General features: G+C 50.8%; 18 protein-coding genes, 1 rRNA gene and 1 riboswitch. Of the genes, 3 read left to right on the top strand and 16 right to left on the bottom strand.

Features of this window, described 5'->3' with window-relative positions; translation table 11 throughout:
* Positions 1–83: 83 nt before the first annotated feature.
* The 9 genes from B0W44_RS01850 to B0W44_RS01810 all read right to left on the bottom strand — a co-directional run bounded on the left by B0W44_RS01850 (position 84) and on the right by B0W44_RS01810 (position 12,923).
* A 16S ribosomal RNA gene (locus B0W44_RS01850) occupies positions 84–1,642 on the bottom strand.
* A gap of 298 nt (positions 1,643–1,940) precedes the next feature.
* Entirely contained in the window at positions 1,941–3,131 is a 1,191-nt protein-coding gene (locus B0W44_RS01845; RefSeq protein WP_077718525.1) for a peptidase MA family metallohydrolase, read from the bottom strand.
* A gap of 132 nt (positions 3,132–3,263) precedes the next feature.
* Positions 3,264–4,532 (bottom strand): NCS2 family permease, encoded by a 1,269-nt coding sequence (locus tag B0W44_RS01840; protein WP_077721208.1) that lies wholly within the window; start codon positions 4,530–4,532, stop codon positions 3,264–3,266.
* A gap of 147 nt (positions 4,533–4,679) precedes the next feature.
* Positions 4,680–4,781: riboswitch (purine riboswitch) on the bottom strand.
* 91 nt (positions 4,782–4,872) lie between these two features.
* Complete coding sequence (gene guaA / locus B0W44_RS01835) at positions 4,873–6,411, bottom strand: glutamine-hydrolyzing GMP synthase (protein WP_077718524.1); 1,539 nt, start codon at positions 6,409–6,411, stop codon at positions 4,873–4,875.
* Positions 6,412–6,566: 155 nt separating this feature from the next.
* On the bottom strand, positions 6,567–8,747 hold the full coding sequence (locus tag B0W44_RS01830) for a transglutaminaseTgpA domain-containing protein (RefSeq protein WP_077718523.1): 2,181 nt from the start codon (positions 8,745–8,747) through the stop codon (positions 6,567–6,569).
* Positions 8,740–9,972 (bottom strand): DUF58 domain-containing protein, encoded by a 1,233-nt coding sequence (locus tag B0W44_RS01825; RefSeq protein WP_077718522.1) that lies wholly within the window; start codon positions 9,970–9,972, stop codon positions 8,740–8,742. Before B0W44_RS01825 ends, B0W44_RS01830 begins: the two co-directional genes overlap by 8 nt.
* A gap of 1 nt (position 9,973) precedes the next feature.
* Entirely contained in the window at positions 9,974–10,951 is a 978-nt protein-coding gene (locus B0W44_RS01820) for an AAA family ATPase (protein ID WP_149026903.1), read from the bottom strand.
* Between the two features lie 278 nt (positions 10,952–11,229).
* Positions 11,230–12,255, bottom strand: coding sequence for a sensor histidine kinase (locus B0W44_RS01815; RefSeq protein WP_077718521.1), 1,026 nt, complete (start codon positions 12,253–12,255; stop codon positions 11,230–11,232).
* Positions 12,252–12,923, bottom strand: coding sequence for a response regulator transcription factor (locus B0W44_RS01810; RefSeq protein WP_077718520.1), 672 nt, complete (start codon positions 12,921–12,923; stop codon positions 12,252–12,254). The genes B0W44_RS01815 and B0W44_RS01810 overlap by 4 nt, the downstream gene beginning before the upstream one ends.
* A gap of 207 nt (positions 12,924–13,130) precedes the next feature.
* On the opposite strand from B0W44_RS01810, the gene B0W44_RS01805 reads away from it, so the two are divergent.
* Both B0W44_RS01805 and B0W44_RS01800 read left to right on the top strand, forming a co-directional pair.
* The gene (locus tag B0W44_RS01805) at positions 13,131–13,898 is read left to right on the top strand and encodes an ABC transporter ATP-binding protein (RefSeq protein WP_077718519.1); all 768 of its coding nucleotides are present in this window, start codon (positions 13,131–13,133) and stop codon (positions 13,896–13,898) included.
* Positions 13,885–15,813: an ABC transporter permease gene (locus B0W44_RS01800; RefSeq protein WP_077718518.1), complete on the top strand. Its 1,929-nt coding sequence runs from the start codon at positions 13,885–13,887 to the stop codon at positions 15,811–15,813. The genes B0W44_RS01805 and B0W44_RS01800 overlap by 14 nt, the downstream gene beginning before the upstream one ends.
* Positions 15,814–15,884: 71 nt before the next feature.
* Here the strand turns inward: B0W44_RS01800 and groL are convergent, their stop codons facing one another.
* The 6 genes from groL to B0W44_RS01770 form a co-directional block, all read right to left on the bottom strand.
* Complete coding sequence (groL, locus tag B0W44_RS01795; RefSeq protein ID WP_077718517.1) at positions 15,885–17,516, bottom strand: chaperonin GroEL; 1,632 nt, start codon at positions 17,514–17,516, stop codon at positions 15,885–15,887.
* A 43-nt stretch (positions 17,517–17,559) separates the two neighbouring features.
* Entirely contained in the window at positions 17,560–17,841 is a 282-nt protein-coding gene (gene groES / locus B0W44_RS01790; RefSeq protein WP_077718516.1) for a co-chaperone GroES, read from the bottom strand.
* 143 nt (positions 17,842–17,984) lie between these two features.
* Positions 17,985–18,728 carry a twin-arginine translocase subunit TatC gene (gene tatC, locus B0W44_RS01785; RefSeq protein WP_077718515.1) on the bottom strand — a complete coding sequence of 248 codons (744 nt, stop codon included), beginning with the start codon at positions 18,726–18,728 and terminating at the stop codon, positions 17,985–17,987.
* 26 nt (positions 18,729–18,754) lie between these two features.
* Positions 18,755–18,934, bottom strand: a complete 180-nt coding sequence (tatA, locus tag B0W44_RS01780) for a twin-arginine translocase TatA/TatE family subunit (RefSeq protein ID WP_169835366.1) — start codon at positions 18,932–18,934, stop codon at positions 18,755–18,757.
* 6 nt (positions 18,935–18,940) lie between these two features.
* A complete protein-coding gene (locus tag B0W44_RS01775; RefSeq protein ID WP_077718514.1) occupies positions 18,941–19,624 on the bottom strand; it encodes a redox-sensing transcriptional repressor Rex in 684 nt (227 codons plus the stop codon).
* A gap of 103 nt (positions 19,625–19,727) precedes the next feature.
* On the bottom strand, positions 19,728–20,339 hold the full coding sequence (locus tag B0W44_RS01770; protein WP_077718513.1) for a 5-formyltetrahydrofolate cyclo-ligase: 612 nt from the start codon (positions 20,337–20,339) through the stop codon (positions 19,728–19,730).
* A gap of 159 nt (positions 20,340–20,498) precedes the next feature.
* Here B0W44_RS01770 and B0W44_RS01765 point away from each other — a divergent pair, with 159 nt between their 5' ends.
* Entirely contained in the window at positions 20,499–22,418 is a 1,920-nt protein-coding gene (locus B0W44_RS01765; protein WP_077718512.1) for an ABC-F family ATP-binding cassette domain-containing protein, read from the top strand.
* On the opposite strand, the gene B0W44_RS01760 is transcribed toward B0W44_RS01765, so the two are convergent.
* Positions 22,403–24,655, bottom strand: a complete 2,253-nt coding sequence (locus B0W44_RS01760; protein WP_149026902.1) for a hypothetical protein — start codon at positions 24,653–24,655, stop codon at positions 22,403–22,405. The genes B0W44_RS01765 and B0W44_RS01760 overlap by 16 nt on opposite strands.
* Positions 24,656–24,807: the final 152 nt, after the last annotated feature.

The following is a 24,807-nucleotide window of genomic DNA, read 5'->3' as shown; positions in this document are numbered from 1 at the left end:
GGGACGGCAGAGACCATTCTCTTCTGAGAATGTCTCCCTCAAAACTAAACGAACAAGCCGAACGCCTTTTTTTTACTCCGTAGAAAGGAGGTGATCCAGCCGCACCTTCCGATACGGCTACCTTGTTACGACTTCACCCCAATCATCTGTCCCACCTTCGGCGGCTGGCTCCTTACGGTTGCCTCACCGACTTCGGGTGTTACAGACTCTCGTGGTGTGACGGGCGGTGTGTACAAGGCCCGGGAACGTATTCACCGCGGCATGCTGATCCGCGATTACTAGCGATTCCTCCTTCACGCAGGCGAGTTGCAGCCTGCGATCCGAACTGAGACTGGCTTTTTAGGGATTGGCTCCGCGTCACCGCTTCGCTGCCCTCTGTACCAGCCATTGTAGCACGTGTGTCGCCCAGGACATAAGGGGCATGATGATTTGACGTCATCCCCACCTTCCTCCAGCTTGTCACTGGCAGTCAGCTTAGAGTGCCCAACTCAATGCTGGCAACTAAGCTCAAGGGTTGCGCTCGTTGCGGGACTTAACCCAACATCTCACGACACGAGCTGACGACAACCATGCACCACCTGTCTCTCTGTCCCCGAAGGGAAACCTCTATCTCTAGAGGGGTCAGAGGATGTCAAGCCCTGGTAAGGTTCTTCGCGTTGCTTCGAATTAAACCACATGCTCCACCGCTTGTGCGGGCCCCCGTCAATTCCTTTGAGTTTCAGCCTTGCGGCCGTACTCCCCAGGCGGAGTGCTTAATGTGTTTACTTCGGCACTAAGGGCGTGACGCCCCTAACACCTAGCACTCATCGTTTACGGCGTGGACTACCAGGGTATCTAATCCTGTTCGCTCCCCACGCTTTCGCGCCTCAGCGTCAGTTACAGGCCAGAGAGCCGCCTTCGCCACTGGTGTTCCTCCCGATCTCTACGCATTTCACCGCTACACCGGGAATTCCGCTCCCCTCTCCTGCACTCAAGTCCCCCAGTTTCCAATGCCATCCCACGGTTGAGCCGTGGCCTTTCACATCAGACTTAAGAGACCGCCTGCGCGCCCTTTACGCCCAATAATTCCGGACAACGCTCGCCCCCTACGTGTTACCGCGGCTGCTGGCACGTAGTTAGCCGGGGCTTCCTCCTGTGGTACCGTCACGCTAAGAGCATGCCCTCTCCTAGCCGTTCTTCCCACATGACAGAGCTTTACAACCCGAAGGCCGTCCTCGCTCACGCGGCGTTGCTCGGTCAGGGTTCCCCCATTGCCGAAAATTCCCTACTGCTGCCTCCCGTAGGAGTCTGGGCCGTGTCTCAGTCCCAGTGTGGCCGGTCACCCTCTCAGGTCGGCTACGCATCGTCGCCTTGGTGAGCCCTTACCTCACCAACTAGCTAATGCGCCGCGAGCCCATCTGCAAGCGACGACTTCCGCCGCCTTTTAAGGCTCCCCCATGCGGAAAAGCCTCTTATCCGGTATTAGCTCCGGTTTCCCGCAGTTATCCCGGTCTTGCAGGCAGGTTGCCCACGTGTTACTCACCCGTCCGCCGCTGGTTCCGCCATCCGCCCCCGAAGGGGTGGTCGGCTTCACCCGCACGACTTGCATGTATTAGGCACGCCGCCAGCGTTCGTCCTGAGCCAGGATCAAACTCTCCATTAAAAATGGTCTGTCCGCAGCTCAGCTGCGTAACACTTTCCTTCAGAAGCCAAACAGGCTCCTTGTACGAAACAAGCTGTTCCAAGCTCTTGGACGTTGGCTTGTTCGTTCAGTTTTCAAGGAACATTCGCGCTCTCGCCTGAAAGGCGACATCCTACATCTTATCACGCAGGGCGTTTGCTGTCAATACGCTATTTCTTTCCATTCGCACCTGCGCGGTTCAAAAAGCAATGCCGTTTTTTCACGGCGAGACATAATATAACATGCGGTTATCTTAATCGCAAGAGGAAGTTTATAACAATTACTTCAAGTTTTCGTACTGGTTGATCCATGCTCTGGCAAATTCGCGAAACGGCTGATTAGTCGCTTTTTCAAAAGCTTCACGCGTACGCAAGTTAAGTTCTCTCCTTTTGATCGCACTCTCTTGATCAATGTCTGGGTACATTTTTAAGGCTGCACACCACTCAACTAAGTCCTTTTCCCCGTACTCTCTCATAAAAAAACGCACCACGTCATAGCTGTGGGCATAGTACAGGCTTGCTTCCCGAGCCGACAATGATTCCAAGTTTAACTCCTCCAACTGCTGAAGGGTCCAGCGCGGTTTTTTTAGCTGAGCATCTCCTTCCAGGTGCAATCCTGGTAACAAATGTCTTTGGTAGTACTCAGCCAAGCCTTCCTGTAGCCAGTAAGCAGCGTTATCGTGCGACATGTCACTTATGACTCGGTGCGATATTTCGTGCACAATGCCGGAAGCGAACGTTTCGTCATTACTGTCTGCTGTCAGCGAACCGACGAATTTGATGGCTTGTCCCCGTTCATTCCATCCGACTACCCATTTCGGTAGAGACGGTTTGACCGATTGGCGAAACACTTCTATATCGTGGTAAAGCTTAATCTGAATCGGTGCGTCCGGCTCCCACTGCAACCGTTCGTTAAACGCTTCTAACGCTTTCTCCCCAACATTTAAAGCCACCTTGGCCTTCTCCGACAGAAGTCGATCAGAAAATTTCACGGTGACGTTCTTCCGCGTCATCGTATCAAATAAGAGATCCGCGTCTTTCCAGCCCCTCGCGGTTTGCTGATAAATCAACGGAAGGCGCACAGAATGGCGCACACCGTCTAATTTGTAATGTTGGCGAACGTTGACGAGCAGAAGCCCCGGCTTGTACGGAGCGACAGACTCTACCTCCATCTGGAACGTTCCGCGGTCAATGTGGGAAACAGCATCTTCAAACCACCGTTTTCGCTCTTGAATGTAAGTACGGTCGTTTTCCCACAGCAACTCCTTAAACCGTTCCCAGTCTCCAGCGTTAACGGCCCCTGCTTGCATCCGGATGGTCTGTCGAATCTCCTGTTCAATTTCTGGTCCGCTACCGCTACGCGCAGTGTCCGGTTGTGCCGCTGCCGTGCCCATCGCGATGACTGACCACCATACGACAGCGCAAAGGACAACACCCATTGTTTTGACTCCATTGGCAGCCTTCTTCTCCAAAGTCGATTCCTCCTCGGTTCACATCCCATAGTGTGAACCTAACGGACTAAAACATGCAAACAACCCTCCTGACAGAGGAGGGCTGAAAAAAAGATACTATCGTCAACGAAGGCCTGTACGGACCATCTTTTTTTAAATACTTCCCAAAAATATAAACCGCAAGATAAAAATGATCCCCAACACGTACACGATCGGATGCACGTGCCGCCACTTTCCTTTGAACATTTTAGCGAGGGGATAGACGATAAACCCGATGGCGATGCCTGTGGCAATGCTAAACGCGAACGGCATAAACGCAATGGTGAGGAATGCCGGAACAGCTTCATCCAACGCATCCCACTCAATTTGCCGCAAGCTCTTCGCCATGAGAACCCCCACGATGATAAGGGCCGGTGACGTGATCGCCGATACGGCAGCAAACGTTTCGACAATAGGAAAGAAAAAGACCGAGAGGGCGAACAAGCCAGCCGTCACAACCGCCGTCATTCCCGTGCGCCCCCCAGCGGCGACACCTGCTGCCGACTCGACGTACGACGTCACTGTCGACGTCCCTAGACCGGCACCGGATACGGTGGCAATGGAGTCGGCCATGAGGGCACGACCGGCCCGCGGCAGTTTGTTGTTTTTAAGTAGCTTGGCTTGATTGGCTACCCCGACGAGAGTGCCGGCGGTATCAAACAAATCGACAAAGAAAAAGGCAAAAATGATCGAGAAAACCCCCATCTCCAACGCCGCCCACACGTCCAACTGCATAAACGTCGGCGCGAGACTCGGCGGTGTTTGAACAACCCCTTTCGGAACATCGACGACTCCGAAAATCATTCCGACAACTGCCGTCAAAATCATTCCGTAAAAGATGGCACCCTTTACGTTGCGCACCATGAGCAACACGGTCACGAGCAGTCCGAACACGGTGAGCAAAATATTGGGGTCTGTCAAGTCCGGTGCAATGGCGACATACGTTGATTCGTTGGAGACGATAATCCCGACATTTTTCAAACCCACAAAGGCGATAAACAGACCGATCCCCGCTGATACCGCGTGCTTCATTCCTGAAGGAATGGCATTAATAATCGTTTCCCTAATTTTGGTCATCGTCAAAATCAAAAATGCGACACCGGAAATAAAGACAGCGCCGAGGGCGGTCTGCCACGGAACTCCCATTCCCAACACGACAGTATACGTGAAGTAAGCGTTCAATCCCATCCCCGGTGCGAGGGCAATGGGATAATTGGCAAAGAGTCCCATCAGCAATGTGCCGATGGCTGCCGCTACGGCTGTCGCGACAAAGACGGCGCCGAAATCCATCCCGCCGTCATACCCTAAAATAGCCGGATTGACAATTAAAATATACGCCATCGTCAAAAATGTCGTCACACCTGCGACAACTTCCGTGCGCATCTTCGTGTTGTGTTCCTGAAAACGGAAAAAACGCGCGACTTTTGAATTTGTGGACACCACGATCCCTCCCCTAAAAATGACAAAAGCCTGGACTCCCTCCAGGCTTTACTACGACCATAAAAATCACGGCTTACACCCCGCCCAGCTACGGGGTGGTACGTGTTTCGTAGTCAAGCAATTTACGGTTGCCTGGTAGAAACTGCCGGTCCCTATTACCGGCACTATACGAAACGACAAATTAAGTTTTATGATGACAGCCTTAGTTTAACGTCATTCCTCCCATATTGTCAATACAATATCCGAACGTTTTTTAAGAAATTAAATATAACGTTCGTAAATATCACTCCCACTCAATGGTCGCAGGCGGTTTGGACGTAATGTCGTACACCACCCGGTTCACACCGTCGACTTCATTGACAATCCGGTTAGAGATGCGTTCCAACACATCAAACGGAATACGGGCCCAATCTGCGGTCATCCCGTCGACGGAATGCACCGCCCGGATTCCGACCGTGTAGTCGTACGTTCGCGAATCGCCCATGACGCCGACACTTCGAAAATCGGGCAGCACAGTGAAATACTGCCAAATATCGCGATCCAGCCCTGCCCTTTTGACCTCCTCGCGCAAGATGGCATCCGATTCACGCACAATGGCCAATTTCTCCTCTGTCACTTCGCCGAGGACGCGAATGCCAAGTCCAGGGCCGGGAAACGGTTGACGCCACACGATCGTCTCTGGAAGACCGAGTTCTTCCCCAACTCGGCGCACTTCGTCCTTAAACAGTGAGTTCAAGGGCTCAATGAGTTGAAACTGCATATCTTCCGGCAAACCGCCCACGTTGTGGTGCGATTTAATCGTCTCCGCCGTGTCCGTGCCGCTTTCGATCACGTCCGTGTACAGCGTTCCTTGCGCTAAAAAGTCATGGTCTCCAAATCGAGCGACCTCTTCTTCAAAGACGCGAATAAATTCGCTTCCGATGACTTTCCGTTTCTCTTCCGGGTCTGTAACACCTTTCAGCTTGTTCATAAACCGGGCCCGAGCATCTACTTTCACCACGTTCATGTCAAATTGGTCGGCGAACGTGTCCATGACACTGTCTGCTTCCCCTTTTCTCAACAGGCCGTGATCGACAAACATGCACGTCAACTGGTCTCCAATCGCTCTGTGCACGAGAGCGGCGACGACGGATGAATCGACTCCCCCGCTCAGCGCGCACAACACTTTGCGATCACCGACGTGTCGTCTCAGTTCGGCTACGGTATCGTCAACAAACGTCTTCATATTCCAGTTGCCGCTGCAGCCGCAAATGTCGTACACGAATTTGTGCAACATCTCATTTCCGTAAACGGTGTGGCGCACTTCCGGATGAAACTGTACAGCGTACAGTTTTCTCTTTTCATCACTCATTGCCGCCACAGGGGCCGACTCTGTCCGAGCGTCCACTTGAAAGCCTTCCGGTGGCTCTATCACGACGTCGCGGTGGCTCATCCACACGGTCTGCCTTCGCTGTAAACTGCGAAACAGCGTACAGTCGGACGTCCGTTCGATCTCAGCTTTTCCGTATTCCCGCTTTGGCGCCCTGTCGACTTTAGCTTTGTAGTGCTGCGCCATGAGTTGCATACCGTAGCATATCCCCAGCACCGGGACGCCCAATTCAAAAATGGCCGGGTCACATTGGGGCGCGTCTTCGCGAAAGACACTGGCCGGCCCGCCGGAAAATATAATCCCTTTCGGCAAATGCTCCTTCAACTGCTCTGCCGTCGTTCGATAGGACAACAGTTCACTGTAGACGCCCAAGTCCCGTATGCGCCGGGCGATCAACTGGTTGTACTGTCCCCCGAAGTCGAGGACGACAATGCGTTCGTTCGGCTGCTGCATAGTGTCTCCTTCCGATTTTTGTACAAGATACTCAAAGTCATTAATGCAACTATTATACCAGCGCGAAAACCGAGTGCCAATACAAGTTGAGACTCCCACGACTGAAGACGCTCGGATTCTTGGGTAGTTAGCACCCTCCATCCATTTCTGTTTCACTAACGAAGCCGCATGTCTTTCTTCAGCCGCTTTAACTGCTTGCGAACAGCGCGCCACGTGTCATGACTAAATGGCCGGATACCGTAGCGCATGCGTTCATAATATTTCGTTAACTCCACCAGCGCCTCACTCGACCCACCCATGTACGGAAACCGTTGAACGTATTCCCGCACGGTCTGATGCGGTTGACGCCGACCGTACCGCTTCTCTAACAGACTCAAAAGGTTTTCGTAAAAAGTCAGCATGCTGCCTTCCCGCTCCCGTTCGGCGACACGCTGCAGCCGGTTGAACTGCCATTCCCACAACCGGGGAACGACGAGCCACAACGCAGCGAGGAACACCACAAGGACTGTGACAACACCTCCTGCCACCCAGGCCCAATCAATGGTCCACTCTCGTTCATTCACTCTCTCTGCGCCCGCGTCCCCTTCTACTTCTACGCCGAGATCGAGGTTGTCAACCTGGGGGATCGTCGGCTCTGTCACCTCCCTCTCAGGGACGTCGGCCTCTCCTGCTTCCACAGCCACTTCCGTCGGGTTGCTGAACCCAGGAGTCGGTTCAAACGGCAGCCATCCCACCCCTGAAAAGTACACCTCCACCCACGAATGGGCGTCACTGTTCCGAACGGTCACGTCGTATTGTCCCGCTTCAGCGTCAAAACGCTGATCACCTGGAGCAAAGCCTTTCACCCAGCGGGCCGGAATGCCGTTCACCCGCAACATGATGACCATGGACGTAGAGAAGTGATCGCAGTAACCGCGCCGCGATTCAAACAGGAAGTGGTCGACGAAATCATCTCTTGGCGAGGGTACTGGCACGTCCTCTGTTTCGTACGCAAAATCCCAGCCGAATTTCAAAAAACTCTCTACTGCTTTCACCTGGTCATACACACGGTCTTCGCCCTTTACAATTTCTTGAGCCAGTGTTTTCACCCGATCGGGTAGAGAAGGTGGCAGTTGCAAATACGTTTCTTTCACCTCGTCAGGGTACTCGTTTGACGTCTCCCGCAAGCGCTGTTCACTTACAATCGGCTGCTGAACTTCAATGTGGTACCGTTCAAGCGCGGTATGCCCGACGGTACGGTAACCGGCCGCACCTTCAATCGCTTTGAGCTCTTCTATCCCGTCAACGGACACCACGCGATCCAGCTCACCTGCAGTGAACAGAACATGATGGGCACCACGGTCAAATGTCGTTAGCTGTTCAATCTGTTTCGTCTCTAAATCGTGAAACAACTGCCCGACGCTGTCCGACCCTGCTCGAGCTACTGCTATGACCTGCTCCCCAATTTCTCTCCGGTGCCACCCCTGTCCGTCGTAGACATCTTTCGCTTCACCGCGCCAGTAGTATGGCTCGTCGACCAACGAACGAAAGACGATTGTGTTGTCTTCTTCGAACGGTCCCCCCAACCGCGAATCGTCCTCGCCGTACCCGACCTTGCGAACACCGCCGGTAGTATCGTCGGCCTGATCACTGTGACGGATGATAAATGAAACGGGATCCGGCCAGCTCGCTTCCGTCTTCGGCGCTACAATGCCGACACTCGCAGCAATCAGAACAAAGATTAACACAACGCTCAACCATCGCCAACAGTAGAGGGGTCGCTCCGGGATGCGCACACGGCTGACCAGATGATCCAGGTGGCTGATACCTAACACGATCAACCCGTAGCAAAACACGCGCACGATGGCAGCTCTCCCGTCGTACGGCGTCAAACTGTCCACTGCGGCGATGTAGAATACAGTGAGCAGTAAAATCCACAACAGACGCCCCTTTGCCACGACGTATTGGAACATGACCGTTTCCATGAGCCAAATGAAAAGAAGAAAACATGCCGTTCGGACCGGAGGAGTCATGTTCATCCACTCGCCGGAAAACAAGAGGTGGGCATCTTCCTTCAACTCTCGCCAGACGATGAGCCACCAGTCAGGACTGACGAGGGATACCCCGTGGGGAGAAAAGAAGGTGTGGTGAACGATATATACAAGAATTAGCGGTGTGACGACGACTTTTGCCCAAAGGGGCAAACGCAGAATATCCATCACGAGTAAAATCGCAAACCCCGTCAAAAAAATGTCGATCCGCCCCGTATCTGTCGTCGTCAGTAAGGGAGCCATCCATTCAAAAAACAGGGCGAAAACGAACGCACTGTACAGCAGCGTGCGGATCGATTTACGCACCGGTGGCACCCCCCTCCCGCAAAATGTCTTCAAACCGTTCCCGGTCAATCCGATAAACGGAAACTCCGAGCAGTCCGAGAGAACGCACGTAAGACTGCTCACTTCCCGACAGTTGTGACGGTGAAAAGACCCAGAACAGCTCTACTTTTACCCGCCGTTCGCGAAGGTGATAGACCGCTTCGACTAAAGGGCGGTGCAGCAAAGGTGTGACACCGACAACCGTCGTTCCGTAAGGCAAGTCGACCGTTTCCCACAACAGCACCTTGTCAAATGGAAATCGGCCGTCCGCTCTCACTTCTGCCAGGTGTTCGTAGATCTTCGGCAATGTGTGGGGATACCGTGCAGGCGGCATTACAAATTTTTCTTTTCCATACGAGACGAGACCTGTAGCATACGTGCGATTCAGGGCATACCGGCTCAATGACGCGACTAAACTGACCGCCCGCTCAAACTGCGGGTGCTGTTCAGCTCCGTAATGCGCCGTACACCTGTCCAAAAAAAACATCAGGTGATGTGATGTTTCAAACTCAAATTCTTTCGTTTTCAAGCCGTTTCCCTTAGCTGAGGCCTTCCAGTGGATGCGACTCAAACGGTCGCCGTGGACGTAGTCCCGCACTCCGATGACAGACGTGGCCTCTTCAGTGATGCGGTTTTGTGAGAAATCTGTTCCCGTGTGTTGTTCGTTCAACGTGTGCCAAGCCGTGATGTCCCGCACTGTCGGGTATACGAGGACGTCACCCGTCACGTCCAACTTTTTTTCACGGCGCACCAATCCATACACGTCTCCGGCCTGTGCCGTGACGCGTTGCCACCGGTGCCGTCCCCGCGGCAAGGGGCCACACGTGTACGTGTAGACGATCTCGCTATTAAACCACGAAACCAACAACTTTCCCCCCGCTCGGGGAAGCGCCTTTACCGTTTCCGGCACGTGATCATCCACCCACAGCCAAGCGAAGGGAAACCTGCCAGGGCGCCGAACGCGAATGCGCACCTCCAGTTCTTCGCCGGCGTTCAAACGCGTTCGAGAGAATTCCCGCGTCACGTTCACCCGGTACAGTCCAAACAAAAAGACGGCGATTTCATAGAGAACGACGGTCAAAAAGGCGTAGAAGAGAAACCAGGAGACGAATCCTCCCTGTACTTTACCAAAGATAAAAGCTGCCCCGAGCAACAACAAGACTCCGGGCAAGCCAAACGGACGAGGATGTGACCACACTCGTTTCATGTCACGACCTCCGAAAAACGGGGACGGGCGTTTGATTCAACACATCTTGCAAGACCTCTTCCACTGTCAATCCGCCGAGTCGGGCATCCGATTTGAGAATGACGCGGTGTCCCAGTGTTGCTGCCGCTAAATCTTTTACATCGTCTGGAACGACAAACTGACGGCCGCGCACGAGTGCCAAAGCCTGCGCCGCGCGAAACAAAGCGATAGACCCGCGGGGGCTCGCCCCGAGGTAAACCTTGGGGTGCGTACGCGTCGCCTCCGTCAGGCGCACGATGTAACGGCGGATCGAATCTTCCACATAAATGTTCCGAACGCTTTGCTGTAAATCTTTGAGCTCTTCGGAGCTGATCACAGCTTTGACACTTTCAATCGGGTGATGAACTTGCAGCCGCGACAGCATTTCAACTTCTTCCTCTAGCTGCGGGTAACCAAGGCGCAATTTTATGAGAAAACGGTCCAGTTGGGCTTCTGGCAGAGGGAAGGTCCCTTCGTACTCAATCGGGTTTTGCGTCGCCATGACAAAAAAGGGGGTCGGTAAAGAGTGTGTCTCGCCGTCAATCGTGACATTTCCTTCTTCCATGGCCTCTAACAAAGCTGCTTGCGTCTTAGGAGAGGTACGGTTGATTTCATCGGCGAGTACGACATTGCCCATAATCGGACCCGGCCTGTATTCGAATTGCATCGTTTTCTGGTTATAGACAGACATTCCCGTCACATCGGACGGCAACAAATCGGGAGTGAATTGAATTCGTTTAAACGAGCAGCCTAACGACTTAGCTAACGCTTTCACTAACATCGTCTTGCCCACCCCTGGAACGTCCTCTAGCAAGGTATGTCCTCCGCAAAGAATGGACACGATGCTCAATTGGATGATCTCAGACTTGCCGATCATCACTTTTTCCACATTGTCTATAACTTTAGCGATTTTTCCATTGTACTCGTCAAACCGACCGGATGACATCTCAGCTTTGGGCATGTGTAGATTTATTCCTCCCTAATAGCACTCTGCCTCAATATATAACGCAACGGATAGACCCTCACACCCGCTTGAACGAAAGACAAGGCGACTCTCCTCTGGCTGGGATAGCCTTGGAAGTATACATGCCAATCTTTTTTCCTATTATACCATCTGAAATGTACGACAACACCTATATTTCTGAATAAGGGAACACTCCTTCAAATCTAGTTGCATTCTCTCCTTCAACTGCTCAAAGCCTGTTCTCGTCATAACTTTTTCCATATAGAAAAAGACACTTATAGATGATAATAATTCCTGATTTTCGGAAAGTGGATAATGACCCTCGTATATTTGCCTTCTTCCGATTGAATGGAAAGATCGTGTCCTAGTTTTAGGGCCAACTGTTTTGCAAGGTAGAGGCCGATCCCAGTAGATTTGGCATGACTTCTTCCAATAGACCCTGTAAATCCTTTTTCAAATACGCGGCTGATATCTTCCGGCTTAATTCCAATGCCTGTATCTTCAATCAAAAGCCTCTTTTCTTTTCGATCGGCCTCAAATTGTACGGAGATTTCCCCGCCTTCATCTGTATATTTTAAGGAATTCGAAAAAATTTGGTCTATGATAAAACCAAGCCATTTACTGTCGGTGTGGACAACCTGCTTTCCATCGTCCATATGAAAGCGAATTTGTTTGTTAATAAAGGATTTGGCGTGTTTCTTGACACTGTTCTTAACGATTTGATCCAACGCGACTTCGGTAATAAAGTAATCTTTGGAAAACGAATCAATGCGAGAATAGTAAAGGGCCTGTTCCACGTAATGTTCGATTTTATCCAACTCATCTTCAAACTTGTCCACAAGGGATTCAACCGTTCTACCACGACTGTTTTCCATAAGCAGGCGGGCAGCCGCAATCGGAACCTTGACTTCATGAATCCAAGAGGTAATAAAATCTTGATGGTCCCGTTTTTCGTTATACAACTTTTGTAGTTGATCGCCGTACACGCCATTTACTTTCTTTAATAAGTCAAGATATATCTGCTGTTCGTTGTTTCGCGGTTTAGGTAGCGTTGCGAGAAATTCTTCATGGCGACTTTCAACCAACTCATGAAGTGCGCGATAAAAATCCTTGTTGAAATAGTATTGGACGATGACGTAAAGTGCTACAATCATAAAGATCACGACATTGACATATACGATATCGTTGACAGCGTATCTGGAATCTGCACTCACCATCATCATCAAAGAAACGAAGCACATCACTATCACGTATAACAAGAAAAAGGAACGTTGATCTTTCAGATACTGTAAGAAACTCATTGGATAATGTAACCCTGTCCTTTCTTAGTCGTTATAAAGTGTTCCTTTCCGAGTTCGGCAAGCTTTTTACGCAGGCGAGCAATATTTACCGTCAGTGTATTTTCGTCCACGAAATTTTCGTCCTTCCAAAGGGTGCGCATCATTTTCTTTCGGCTGACGATCGTCCCTTTGTTTTGCATGAGAATTTTCAAAATCAGAAATTCTGTTTTCGTGAGTTCCGATTTTCGATCTCCATGTAAGGCCACTCCGTCCTCAAGGTTTAACACAATCCCATCGTGTTCGATCGTCTTAAACTGTGTTTCCATGTAAGAATACGTTCTGCGAAGGAGCGCCTTTATTTTCGCGATCAACACATCTGTGTGAAAAGGTTTTTGTATATAATCATCTCCCCCCATGTTCATCGACATGACGATGTCCATCGGTGTATCACGGGAAGAGAGAAAGATCATGGGGACCTTGGACACTTCTCTAATTTTGTGACACCAGTAAAATCCGTCAAACGATGGCAGATTGATATCCATGATGACAAGGTGCGGTTCATGGTGAAGAAATACCTGCATGATTTGGTCAAAGTCTTCGACCTTAACGGTTTCAAATCCCCATTTTTCTAATGCTTCCCCTACCATATTGCGAATGGTCACATCATCTTCCACAATCATCACTTTCATCCTCTTCCCTCCAGACATTCATCGTGCTTCATCATTATTTTAATTGAATCCCGACTTAACAAACAAAACGACAGCACGTTTACAGGTCTCTTTTTGTCCATGTGACAAAAATGTAAGGTTGTACGATCAAGCTGTAAGTTTATATTAAGGGTCCCTATTGTACAATAAAGCCGTAAAACAAATCAGCACGAAACGGAGGATTTATACATGAAAACGGTCGTCGAAGCAAAACAAATAAAAAAAGTCTACGGTTCAAAGGGGAATGTCTTTTCAGCCTTGGAGGATATCGACTTAACTGTCATGGAAGGTGAATTCGTCGGCATTATGGGCCCCTCAGGTGCCGGTAAAACAACGTTACTAAATATTTTGGCAACGATTGACGAGCCAACTTCGGGTGACATCGTCATTGACGGAATCAATGTGACCAAGATGACGGAGGAACAACTGTCTGCCTTTCGCCGTGACAAACTGGGTTTCTTGTTCCAAGACTATCATTTATTAGACACCTTAACTGTGGAAGAAAATGTGATCTTGCCGTTAGCACTGGCCAAGATGAACGTCAAAGAATTGGAACGAAGGGTCGATGAAGTGGCAGATACGTTTGGGATTCGCGACATTTTAAAAAAGTATCCGTATCAAATTTCCGGGGGACAAAAGCAACGTACGGCAGCATCGCGCGCGATTATCTCAAACCCAAGCTTAATATTGGCAGACGAACCGACAGGTGCATTGGACTCAAAGTCCGCAACAGACTTGTTAGAATGTTTAAAGGATCTGAATGAACATGACAAGGCGACCATTTTAATGGTCACCCACGATGCTTATGCGGCCAGTTACTGTAATCGCGTCCTTTTTATTAAAGACGGCAACATCTTCACAGAACTTGTGAAAGGGGAAAGATCCCGCAAAGCCTTTTTCAACAAGGTGTTGGATGTGTTATCCGCGCTAGGGGGTGGTGCACATGACGTTATTTAGTTTAGCAAAGAAAAATATAAAGGGTAACTTCAACCATTATTTCGTCTACTTTGTGACGCTCGTCTTCAGCATGGTGATTTATTACACGTTTGCTGCCCTACAACACAGTGAAAACATTCAGGAAAGCATTGAATTGTCGGATACGATGCGGTTCATGTTTGGGGTATCATCGGTTATCCTCATTTTATTCGTAGCGGTCTTTGTTTTGTACTCCAACTCATTCTTCACAAGGAAAAGGAAGAAAGAAGTCGGATTGTACGCCATACTAGGTTTACGCAAGAAAACGATTGCAAAAATGTTGTTTTACGAAAACTTGATGATGGGCATCATCGCATTAGTCATTGGGATTATTCTGGGCACCTTGCTGTCCAAATTGTTTGCAATGATTTTGGTCAAACTCATGGGTTCCACTACTGAGGTGGATTTCGGAATATCGGCTATGGCGATTATTCAGACAGTCATTGTCTTTATGGTCATTATTTTGTTTACTTCCGTTCAAGGTTATCGCTTGATTTATCGTTTTAAACTAATCGAACTATTCCACGCTGAGAAAAAAGGAGAGCCCATTCCAAAGGTTTCACCTATTTCCGCTGTCATCGGCGTTGTATTGCTTGTCGGGAGTTACTGGCTCATATTGCGGCCACTTCCTGACGACTGGACGACGGAATATTTATTGAGAAATGACGGTGTTGCCTTTTTGGCTCTCGTTATCGGAACCCATTTGTTTTTCCGATCCGTCACGGTCTATTTACTGAAGTTATCGCAAAGAAACAAGTCACGCTATTACAGAGGAACAAAATTAATTGAAACATCCCAGTTACTGTATCGCATTAGAGGAAATGCCCGTACCTTTACAGTTATAGCATTGTTGAGTGCTGCAACGATCAGTTTTTTCGGTGCAACTTACGGTGGATACTACAGCAATGAAAAGAGCGCTAAGGAAGCTGTCCCGTTCAGCTATTCGTTTTTGTCAAGAGGCCCAGAATTTGATTCGCAGGTGAAAAATGTAATCGAAGCAGACGATGAACATCCGATCAAAGCCCAACTGGAGATACCCGTTCTTCAAGTAGAAGGAACACTCTCATTTCCACTGGATTACGACATAAATCCTGTAAAATTAATCTCAGAAAGTACTTTTAATCAAGCAGCGAAGGCTTTAAACCGGGATGAAACGGTCTCACTTACCGGGGATGAAGCAGCCGTGATCCAACCAAGGTTTACGGAATACACGGAGGCGACGTTTCAAGGGGAAAGCGTGACGCTGCTATTGGATCGAGGAAGCCGTCAACTACAACTTGACCATATGGTTGAAGGAAACGTGCTCCCCTTCGATTATCCCGATTTCTATGTCGTGGTCAGCCATGACGTGTTTGCTGAGATAGAAAGACAAGAGGCACCACTCACTTATAACGTTTACGAAGTGGAAAATGAAACGACGGCACAAGCCACGTCGGAAAAAGTGAATAAACTGGTTGGCAACGATTTTCAGGTTTCTTCATCGTTTTATACGGAGTACAAGAAAGGAAAAGAAGGAAACGCCCTGACTCTCTTTATTTACGGATTTTTGGGGCTTGTGTTTTTAGCGGCGACCGGAAGTATCATTTACTTCAAACAGTTGACCGAAGCGAATGAAGCGACAGGACACTATGAAATCCTCCGAAAAATCGGTGTCAGTAAAAAGGACATACGCAGATCAGTGAAAAAGCAGTCATTATTCGTGTTCGGATTGCCACTAACCGTAGGCGTAATGCACAGTTCTGTAATACTGTACTTTACGAGCAATTTTATTTCGGATCTCATTGGAGTCAACCTCACGGTTCCCATTCTGACTGCAATTTCTGTTTTTATTATCATCTACACAATTTATTACGCATTGACTGTGAACACGTATCATCGAATTGTAAGTGGAAATTAAAAAGGATAAAATGAAAAGAAGAGGTCCTCCATTCAATGAATGGAGGACCTCTATAATGACGCCGTGTTAGCTTACATCATGCCGTCCATGCCGCCCATGCCGCCTGCACCGCCGCCTGGAGCTTCTTTTTCTTCTTCAGGTTTGTCGGCAATGACCGATTCCGTCGTCAAGAACATTGCGGAAACGGAGGCAGCGTTTTGCAGAGCAGAGCGGGACACTTTCGTCGGATCGACGATCCCGGCATCCACCATGTTGACCCACTCGCTGGTGGCGGCGTTAAATCCGATTCCTTTGTCTTCTTTCTTCAGCCGTTCGACGATGACAGACCCTTCGAGACCGGCGTTTTGGGCGATTTGGCGAACCGGCTCTTCCAGCGCCCGTTTGACAATGTTGACACCTGTCGCCTCATCCCCTGTCGCCTCTACACTTTCGACAGCCGGAATGACGTTGACGAACGCCGTTCCACCACCGGACACGAGTCCTTCTTCTACAGCCGCCCGAGTGGAGTTGAGGGCGTCTTCGATGCGCAATTTCTTCTCCTTCAGTTCGGTTTCAGTAGCAGCACCGACTTTGATGACAGCCACTCCGCCAGCCAATTTGGCCAAACGCTCTTGCAGCTTTTCTTTATCGAATTCAGAAGTCGTTTCTTCCAACTGTTGACGGATTTGGGTAATGCGGGACCCGATAGCCGACTTTTCGCCCTCTCCGTCTACGATAATCGTTTCTTCCTTCGTGACACGCACTTGGCGTGCACGGCCCAACTGCGATACTTCTGTCGCTTTCAGTTCAAGGCCGAGGTCTTCTGTGATGACTTGACCGCCGGTCAGAATGGCAATGTCTTCCAGCATGGCCTTGCGCCGATCGCCGAACCCTGGCGCTTTAACGGCCACAGCGGTAAACGTTCCACGCAACTTGTTGACGACGAGGGTGGCCAGCGCTTCCCCTTCCATGTCTTCTGCGATGATTAAGAGCGGTTTGCCCTGTTGGACGACTTTCTCCAACAGCGGGAGTACGTCTTGAATATTGCTGATTTTCTTGTCCGTGATTAAGATGTACGGCTCTTCGAGTACAGCTTCCATCTTGTCGTTGTCCGTGACCATGTACGGGGAAATGTACCCGCGGTCAAATTGCATCCCTTCGACAACTTCCAGTTCTGTCTCGAACCCTTTGGATTCTTCGACAGTGATCACGCCGTCGTTACCGACTTTCTCCATCGCTTCAGCAATGAGTTGACCGATCTCTTCGTCTCCTGCGGAGATGGAAGCAGCTTGGGCGATGGATTCTTTACCGCCGATGGGTTTAGAGATTTCCTTCAGTTCTTCGACTGCTGCAGCCGTCGCTTTCTCAATCCCTTTGCGGATGACCATCGGGTTTGCTCCAGCTGCCACGTTTTTCAAACCCTCGCGAATCATGGCTTGCGCGAGGACAGTAGCCGTCGTCGTCCCGTCACCGGCGACGTCGTTCGTCTTCGTCGCCACTTCTTTTACCAATTGGGCGCCCATGTTCTCAAAAGCGTCTTCCAGTTCAATTTCCTTGGCAATGGTAACACCGTCGTTCGTAATTAGCGGAGAACCAAATTTTTTCTCCAGCACAACGTTGCGTCCCTTTGGCCCGAGCGTCACTTTTACCGCATTTGCCAACGCATCAACGCCGCGCATCATGGCACGACGGGCTTCTTCACTGAACTTGATCTCTTTTGCCATCTTTAGGTTGACCTCCTTAATATGTAGTGATGGTCGATTTCATTTAGTCCACGATAGCCAAAATATCGCTTTCCCGCAAAATCAGGTACTCCTTGTCTCCGACCTTCACTTCGGTACCGGCGTACTTGGAGAAAATGACGCGGTCGCCTTCTTTTACTTCCAGTGCGACTTTTTCCCCGTTTTCGTAACGGCCGGAGCCGACGGCGACAACTTTTCCTTCCTGTGGTTTCTCTTTGGCAGTGTCGGGAAGAACGATACCGCTAGCGGTCGTTTCCTCCTTCTCGATGGCCTCCAAAACCACACGGTCACCCAATGGTTTGATCACGGTAAAACCCTCCTCTTTCGTCGAGTCGTCAAGTTTGTTAGCACTCTCTTAAGTCGAGTGCTAACATCACTTTTTATAATATTCATTTTGTGATCCTAATGCAAGTCGTTTGCCTACTTTTTTTTTAATTTTCTTGTTGTGCTCTAACGGAATGAAGCATCTTCCGCCGCTACTTTGCGGTACACCCTGTTCGACAACCAAATGCTCGCTTCGTACAGCAAGATGAGCGGGATGGCAACGAGAATGTTGGACACGAAGTCCGGCGGTGTGATCATCGCCGCGACGACGACGAGCAGGACGTAAGCGTAACGGCGAAACTTCCGCAACAGACCGGGGGTCAAGATGCGAATACGGGTCAAAAACATGACGATGACCGGCAGTTCAAAGACGATGCCAGTCGGGAGAACCAGGCGGAACATAAACCCAAAATACTGGCTGATGCCGTACATTTCCTGTGCTCCCAATCGTTCAGAGAAGGACGAAATAAACTGAACGACGAACGGGAAGATGACGTAATATGCAAACAGGATTCCCACGACAAAAAGCATACAGGCAAACGGGATATACACTAAGGTTGCCCTTTGTTCATGCGGTTTTAAACCCGGTTTGACGAATTTCCAAAATTGAAACATAAAAAACGGGGTCGTCATCACGAGGGCGATGACAAAAGCAAATTGCAAGTAGACGCGGAGCGCATCCCCTAATGCAAAGACGTTCCACGGAATGTCCCGGGCAGCTGGGTCGTTTTTTAAATGTTGGACAATCGGTTCGGCAAAAATAAAGCCGACAATGATGGCGACCACAAAAAAGAGCAACACCCAGATGAGACGCCGGCGCAGTTCTTCCAGGTGTTGAAGGATATGTTGCTCAGACGATTGCTCTGTCATATGCGGTTACCCTCACTTCACATCTTCTACCGGTTTTTTTTGGTATCCCCATCGTCTGACGTCAAGTCTTTTGTCGCTTTTTTAAACTCTTTCAGTGTATTCCCGATGGCCCGGCCCAATTCCGGCAATTTATTCGGCCCGAACAGTAACAGCAGGACGACAAGGATTAAGATCAATCCGGGCAAACCAATTGATGTAATCCCCATCCCGCCTCACCTCCTGTTTGCGTCGTTTTCTAACGGCTCTTGCTCCGAACTTTCATCTTCGGGAGGAAAGTTCTTTAAAAAGTAAATCAGCGTTTGCAGTTCTGTCGTCAGATCGATATGATGGACACGCACGTGCGGCGGCACCGTCAGGCGGACGGGTGTGAAGTTGAGAATGCCGTGAATACCTGCACTGACGACTTCGTCGAACACTGTCTTGGCGGCGTTCACCGGAACGGTTAAAATCGCGACGTCTACGTCGTGCAACAGTGCCACTTCTTTTAGCCGGTTTAGCGGATAGATGGGAATTCCGTCGACGTACGTTCCTATTTTATTCGGGTCAATGTCGAAACCGGCCACGATCTTCGTGTTGTGACTACGGTAAAAATTGTAGCGCAAAAGGGCGGTCCCCAAATTGCCGACCCCGATCAACACGACATTAGCCACTTCGTCTTGCTTGAGAAACTCACGTAAAAACTGTAACAAGTACTGGACATTGTAGCCGTAGCCTTTTTTGCCCAGTTCTCCGAGATAGGAGAAGTCTCGGCGAATTGTAGCAGAATCTATTTGCAACGCTTCACTCAACTCGGCAGACGACACTCGACCTTTCCCGACGGCGTGCAGTTTCTCCAAGTAACGGTAGTACAGGGGAAGTCGCTTAGCCGTGACCGGGGGCAATTTTTGCTCTGCCATGAGGTCCCTCCAAACACAATCTCTATATAAAACCTCTCTGCTAGTTAATGATACACTTGAGCCTAGTTCGTCGCAAGTAAGCGTGCCCTGTCTACATTGTACCCTATTCAGGACGTGTGCGGCGTGAATGTTTCGTGAACGTTGGGAGTGAGAACGTCAGGACTTCCTTTTCCGTCACCAGTACGTGGAGGGGCTCGTCGTACGCATCGCGCGGAATGCGTTCGACCACTTGCCAAGCGTACGCCACTCCGATCAGCAGTGTCGATGACGTCAATCTCGGCAAAAACCGGTCGTAATATCCGCCGCCGTAGCCGATGCGATAGCCTTGCCGGTCGAAGACGACTCCCGGGATGAACACGCAATCCAGTTTTTCAAGGTCGGCTTCTTTCGTTGCATCTGCCGGCGGTTCCAAAATCCCGTACGCCCCTGCCTTCAGTTCGTCCAGACTGTGGACAGCGTACGCGTCCATCGCATGCGTGACTGGGTCAGCTTTCGGCAAATACACGGTCTTCCCCTTTCTCCACGCTACGTCCATTAAAGGACGTAAGTCGACCTCCCGGCGAATGGGCATGTACATGAGCAACCGTTTAGACCGTTGAAACCACGCTGTCGACGAGATGTCCTTGCAGATGGCCAGCGACGAACGCTTTACCGCATCGAGCGACATCTCGCGGCGTCTGGACAGATACGCCTGGCGCAATTCCCGCTTATCCACGTCACATTCACCCTCTTAACCTGCCATTTAATTCGATTGTACCTCGATTCCCTGTCTACTGCTACCGCGTGCCAAAGTGGATGCCCTTTTGCGAACTCCGGTTGTTCCCGCTTTGACGATCCTGTAGACTATACGAAAGAAACAGAGGAGCGAATCACGATGCTGTTACTGCAAGGCAAAGGATTGACGAAATCGTACGGAGCGGAGACCGTTTTCGACGACATCGACTTTCGCATACAGAGAGGTGAACGCATCGGCCTCGTCGGTGTGAACGGCGCCGGCAAGTCGACCTTGCTTCAATTGCTGGCAGGTGAACGGGAACAGGACGGCGGCACCGTCCACTGGACAAAAGGAGCGAGCTTCGGTTATCTCTCCCAAGAGACCGACCTGTCCAGCGATCGCACACTGTGGGACGAGTGTTTGACCGTATTTTCCCACATCCAAAAGATGCAGCGCGAGCTGCGCGAACTGGAACGACAGTTGAGCGATACAAGTGTTCTCGCCAATGAAAAGCTTTATGCCCGCGTGATGGAACGGTACGCCGAAAGACAGGAAACGTTTGAAAAAGCCGGAGGATACAGTTATGAAGCCCGTATCCGCAGCGTGTTAAGCGGCCTTGGGCTGAAAGAGTACCCGCCGCACAAGACGTATGTGTCACAACTCAGCGGCGGTCAAAAAACGCGACTCTCCCTGGCGAAACTGCTCCTCAAGCAACCTGACCTACTCATGCTCGACGAGCCGACGAACTACCTGGACATCGCCACACTAGAATGGTTGGAAAACTTCTTGCAAACGTATCCGGGCGCCCTGCTCATCGTCTCCCACGACCGTTCTTTCTTAGACGCCCTCGTGAACACCATTTGGGAACTCGACCGCGAATCGCTGACTGTCTACAGCGGGAACTACACCCGCTTCGTCCGACAGAGAGACGCCGAGCAGGCTCGCCTGGAAAAGGCGTACGCCGCCCAACAGGAAGAAATACAAAGGATGGAATCTTTCATTCAAAAAAACATCGCCCGGGCCTCTACGTCAAAACGGGCCCAGGCCCGGCAAAAAATGCTGGATAAAATGGAGCGGATTAAGCCCCCGCAAACCGGACGCAAGTGTGCGGCGATTCACTTCGACGTTCGCTCGGTGAGCGGGCAAGACGTGTTGACCCTAGAGAATGTGACCATCGGGTACACGCGTGAAAAGCCGTTATGCCGCAAACTGCAAGCCCGGTTGAAACGAAAGGACCGCGTGGCACTCGTCGGACCGAACGGCATCGGGAAGACGACGCTGTTAAAGACTGTGGCCGGGCTGTTGCCTCCCCTTTCCGGAACCGTCCAGCTTGGAACCAACGTGTCCATCGGGTACTACGATCAAGAGCAGAGGCACCTTCACCCGCACAAAACAGTGCTGGACGAACTGTGGGACCGCTACCCGCGAGAAACGGAACACACGATCCGATCCGTGCTCGGACAGTATCTGTTTACGGGCGACGACGTCTTTAAACGCGTCGAACAACTGTCGGGAGGAGAAAGAGCGCGCCTTTGCCTCGCGGAATTAGCGTTGCGCAAAAGCAACTTGCTCCTCTTAGACGAACCGACCAACCACTTGGATATATACCACAAAGAGCAGCTGGAAAAGGCGTTGCTTCAGTTCGAGGGCACACTCCTCTTCATTTCCCACGACCGCTACTTTATCAACAAGGTGGCAACGCGCGTCTTCGAACTGTCAACCGACGGCTTTTCCACCTACATCGGAAACTACAACGACTACGCTGCCAAAAAAGCGGCGCTGACCGCCCAAGCAAAACCCGATACGAAAACCCAAACCCCAAAACGCTCACACAGCGAGGTAGTGCGTCAACGTCACAAAAATCGCCAGCGAGAACAGCTGCTGGCTGAAAGCGAACAGCTTATCGAGCAGCTAGAAAACGATGTGGCCGAAAGAGAACAACGCCTCGCTCAACCCGACGTTTACATGGATTACCGAAAATCGTCCCGCCTGCAGCGGGAGTTGGAAGAGCTGAGGCGGCAGTTGGACGAGGAACTGAACCGCTGGAGCGAACTGGCTGAGGATCAGGACCTTTCGTAGGGGGGCATCCACTCCCGGCAAACAATCAACAACAGCGGGATGACGACGTAGGCGATAGCCGTCGCTGCGGAGACAATGCCTGAATCGTTGAAGACGAGCGCGCTGAGGGCCGAGACGAGAATAGCGGTAAAACCGTGGAACATGTAAGGATAACGCGTCTTCAGCCAACGTATCCCGCGAAGGGGTTGAATAATGAGCACGGCCATGGCCAAAAGGGAAACAAAAAACACCCGCCCCCACAGCGAACCTTTGATCAACCGAACGTTCGTCGCCAATTTGCGGGAAGCGATGTCGACGATTTGTGCGATATCTCCTTTCAGCAAGTGTCCGAACGCCTGTCCGATGTGAGACGGGGCCGATACGTCTAACACCACATTCATGATGAACAACAGACTGACACCCGCTACGCCCAACGCGGCAAAAGCGAGCCAAAAACGCCAATCCATCCGCGAGTGAAAAAAGCGGGCATACGCTACCCCGAACCCGGCGGAAGCCGCCAAAGCCCCTCCTGCGTTCGTCCCCCAAAAGGGGGCAGCAAAGTAAAGGACCAAAAAAACGAACAAAAAAGCCGTCCCGATCTTCACCCAGCGCCCCGTCGGACGTTTCCACTCTAGCCAAGCTGCAACCATTAATAAGACAGCACCGATGACAACGCCCATGTACTCATTTCCGATGCCGTAATAACGGGCCCCGATAATCGGGTCGTAGCCGAGAAAGGACTGGCGAATCAAGTGACCGCCAAGAAGACCGTCCACGATGACCGGGGCAAACCCGACCAATCCGAGCATAAAAAAAAGGGGAACCGTCGGAAGCCTTTTTAACGAGAGTGCCATCAGCAAAGCTGTAAAGACCCAGAGAACTAGAAACAGCCGGTACGAGAACGGCGACACGGCAGCCAGAACTAAAAACAAAAAAGGAGTCACAATGCTGGCCAACAGCGCAATTTGCACTAATCCTGTCCCCCTGGTCTTTTTGCCCAGGAGCAGTCCGAGAGCTATGATGAACGCCACGACCTGGTACAGGGCATAAGCGTATATGACGTAAGGCCGGAGATGAAACACGGTCTCCACTTGTTCCAGCGTCTCCCAGAATGCGTCCTTCTCCTCCCCGTCTGTCACAGTGATTGGCCGACCGTCCATCCAAGCAGGTTTTGGAATCTGGAACGTTTCGAGCACCGTCGGAGCAAAATCGATATTGGCGATAATCCCGACGCGGCGTGTCGTAGGGGAATACAGGATCCCTCCATCCTGGCCCTCCCGATAGCAGATCGCCGGGGCCAGCTGGGACTTGTACTTGGGGTGAGACTGTTGGGTGTAAGGGGAGATAATCCAGACGACGTCCCCCGGCGACAACGTCGCCAAAAATTGTTGCAGAAATCGGTCAACCTCGTGGAGGATCTCCTGCTCCACGGCCTTCGCGCGTTGTTCCGTCATCTTTGCAGCTTCTCGCTGCAAGCGGTACAAATCCCCTAACTCCACAACGCGAAGCTCTGCGGCAGAATGCCTCACCTCATCCAGTACGTAAGCGTAATTCGTCTTCACCCCGAAAGGAAAACCTTTCGCCGTGACGAGCACTCGGTCGTCGACTGCAGCTTCCACGGTGTGCCCATCACGGTTCATGGACAAAAACGGAGCAAACCGTACCTGTTCTTCACCCCAATCGGCGTTTCCCCAAACGGCAGTGCCAAGGCCTGCCTGTCTCAACACCTCGCCGAGCACGATCTGTTGAACGTGCATGGCGCCTACTTGATTTTTCTCGGCAAACGGAACGAGGTTCGGAAAGACCGTCCCTGAACGCGGGGTGATTCCGATGCGTTCACTTATCCACGCTGACACTGGACGCCCCTGAAACGTTTCGTTCAGTTGGTAAAAAGGTTCCGGCTGTGGAACCGTCACGCGCCGGCCGGCCGCTAACGTGGCGTAGCTGTTCGCCAGTGTATCAGAACCAGCTGTGCGTAAATTCATTGCCCCAATGCTCCCCTCATCCACCAAACGTTTAAAATGGGGGATGAGGTCTGCATGTTCCAAATGAGCAAAAGAAAGACCGGGAATCGAGATCACGGTCACGGATTGTGGGCGGGAATGATGTTGCGCGTATGCGGTTGGAAAAAAGGAGGATATAGCCAAAAAGACACTGAATAACAGCACGATGCGACGCACCAGGTTCCCGCCTCTCTCATCTCGTTCTGCGTTATTTACAATCCCCATTTTCACCCCTTTATATCCCAATCTCGTCATCCACAACCTTATCCACAAAAATAATCGTGTTTTTTCAGTTATCCACCGTTTTATCCACATTATCCACAGCCAGAAGGGGATCACCGTGTCTGTTTTTGTGGAAAAATTAATCCTTTTCCCGACTGATTCCATCGCTACTTTCCACATGATCC

It is taken from the genome of Novibacillus thermophilus, assembly GCF_002005165.1.
GTDB classification, from domain to species: Bacteria; Bacillota; Bacilli; order Thermoactinomycetales; family Novibacillaceae; genus Novibacillus; species Novibacillus thermophilus.
This window is presented reverse-complemented; position numbering and strand designations above follow the sequence as displayed.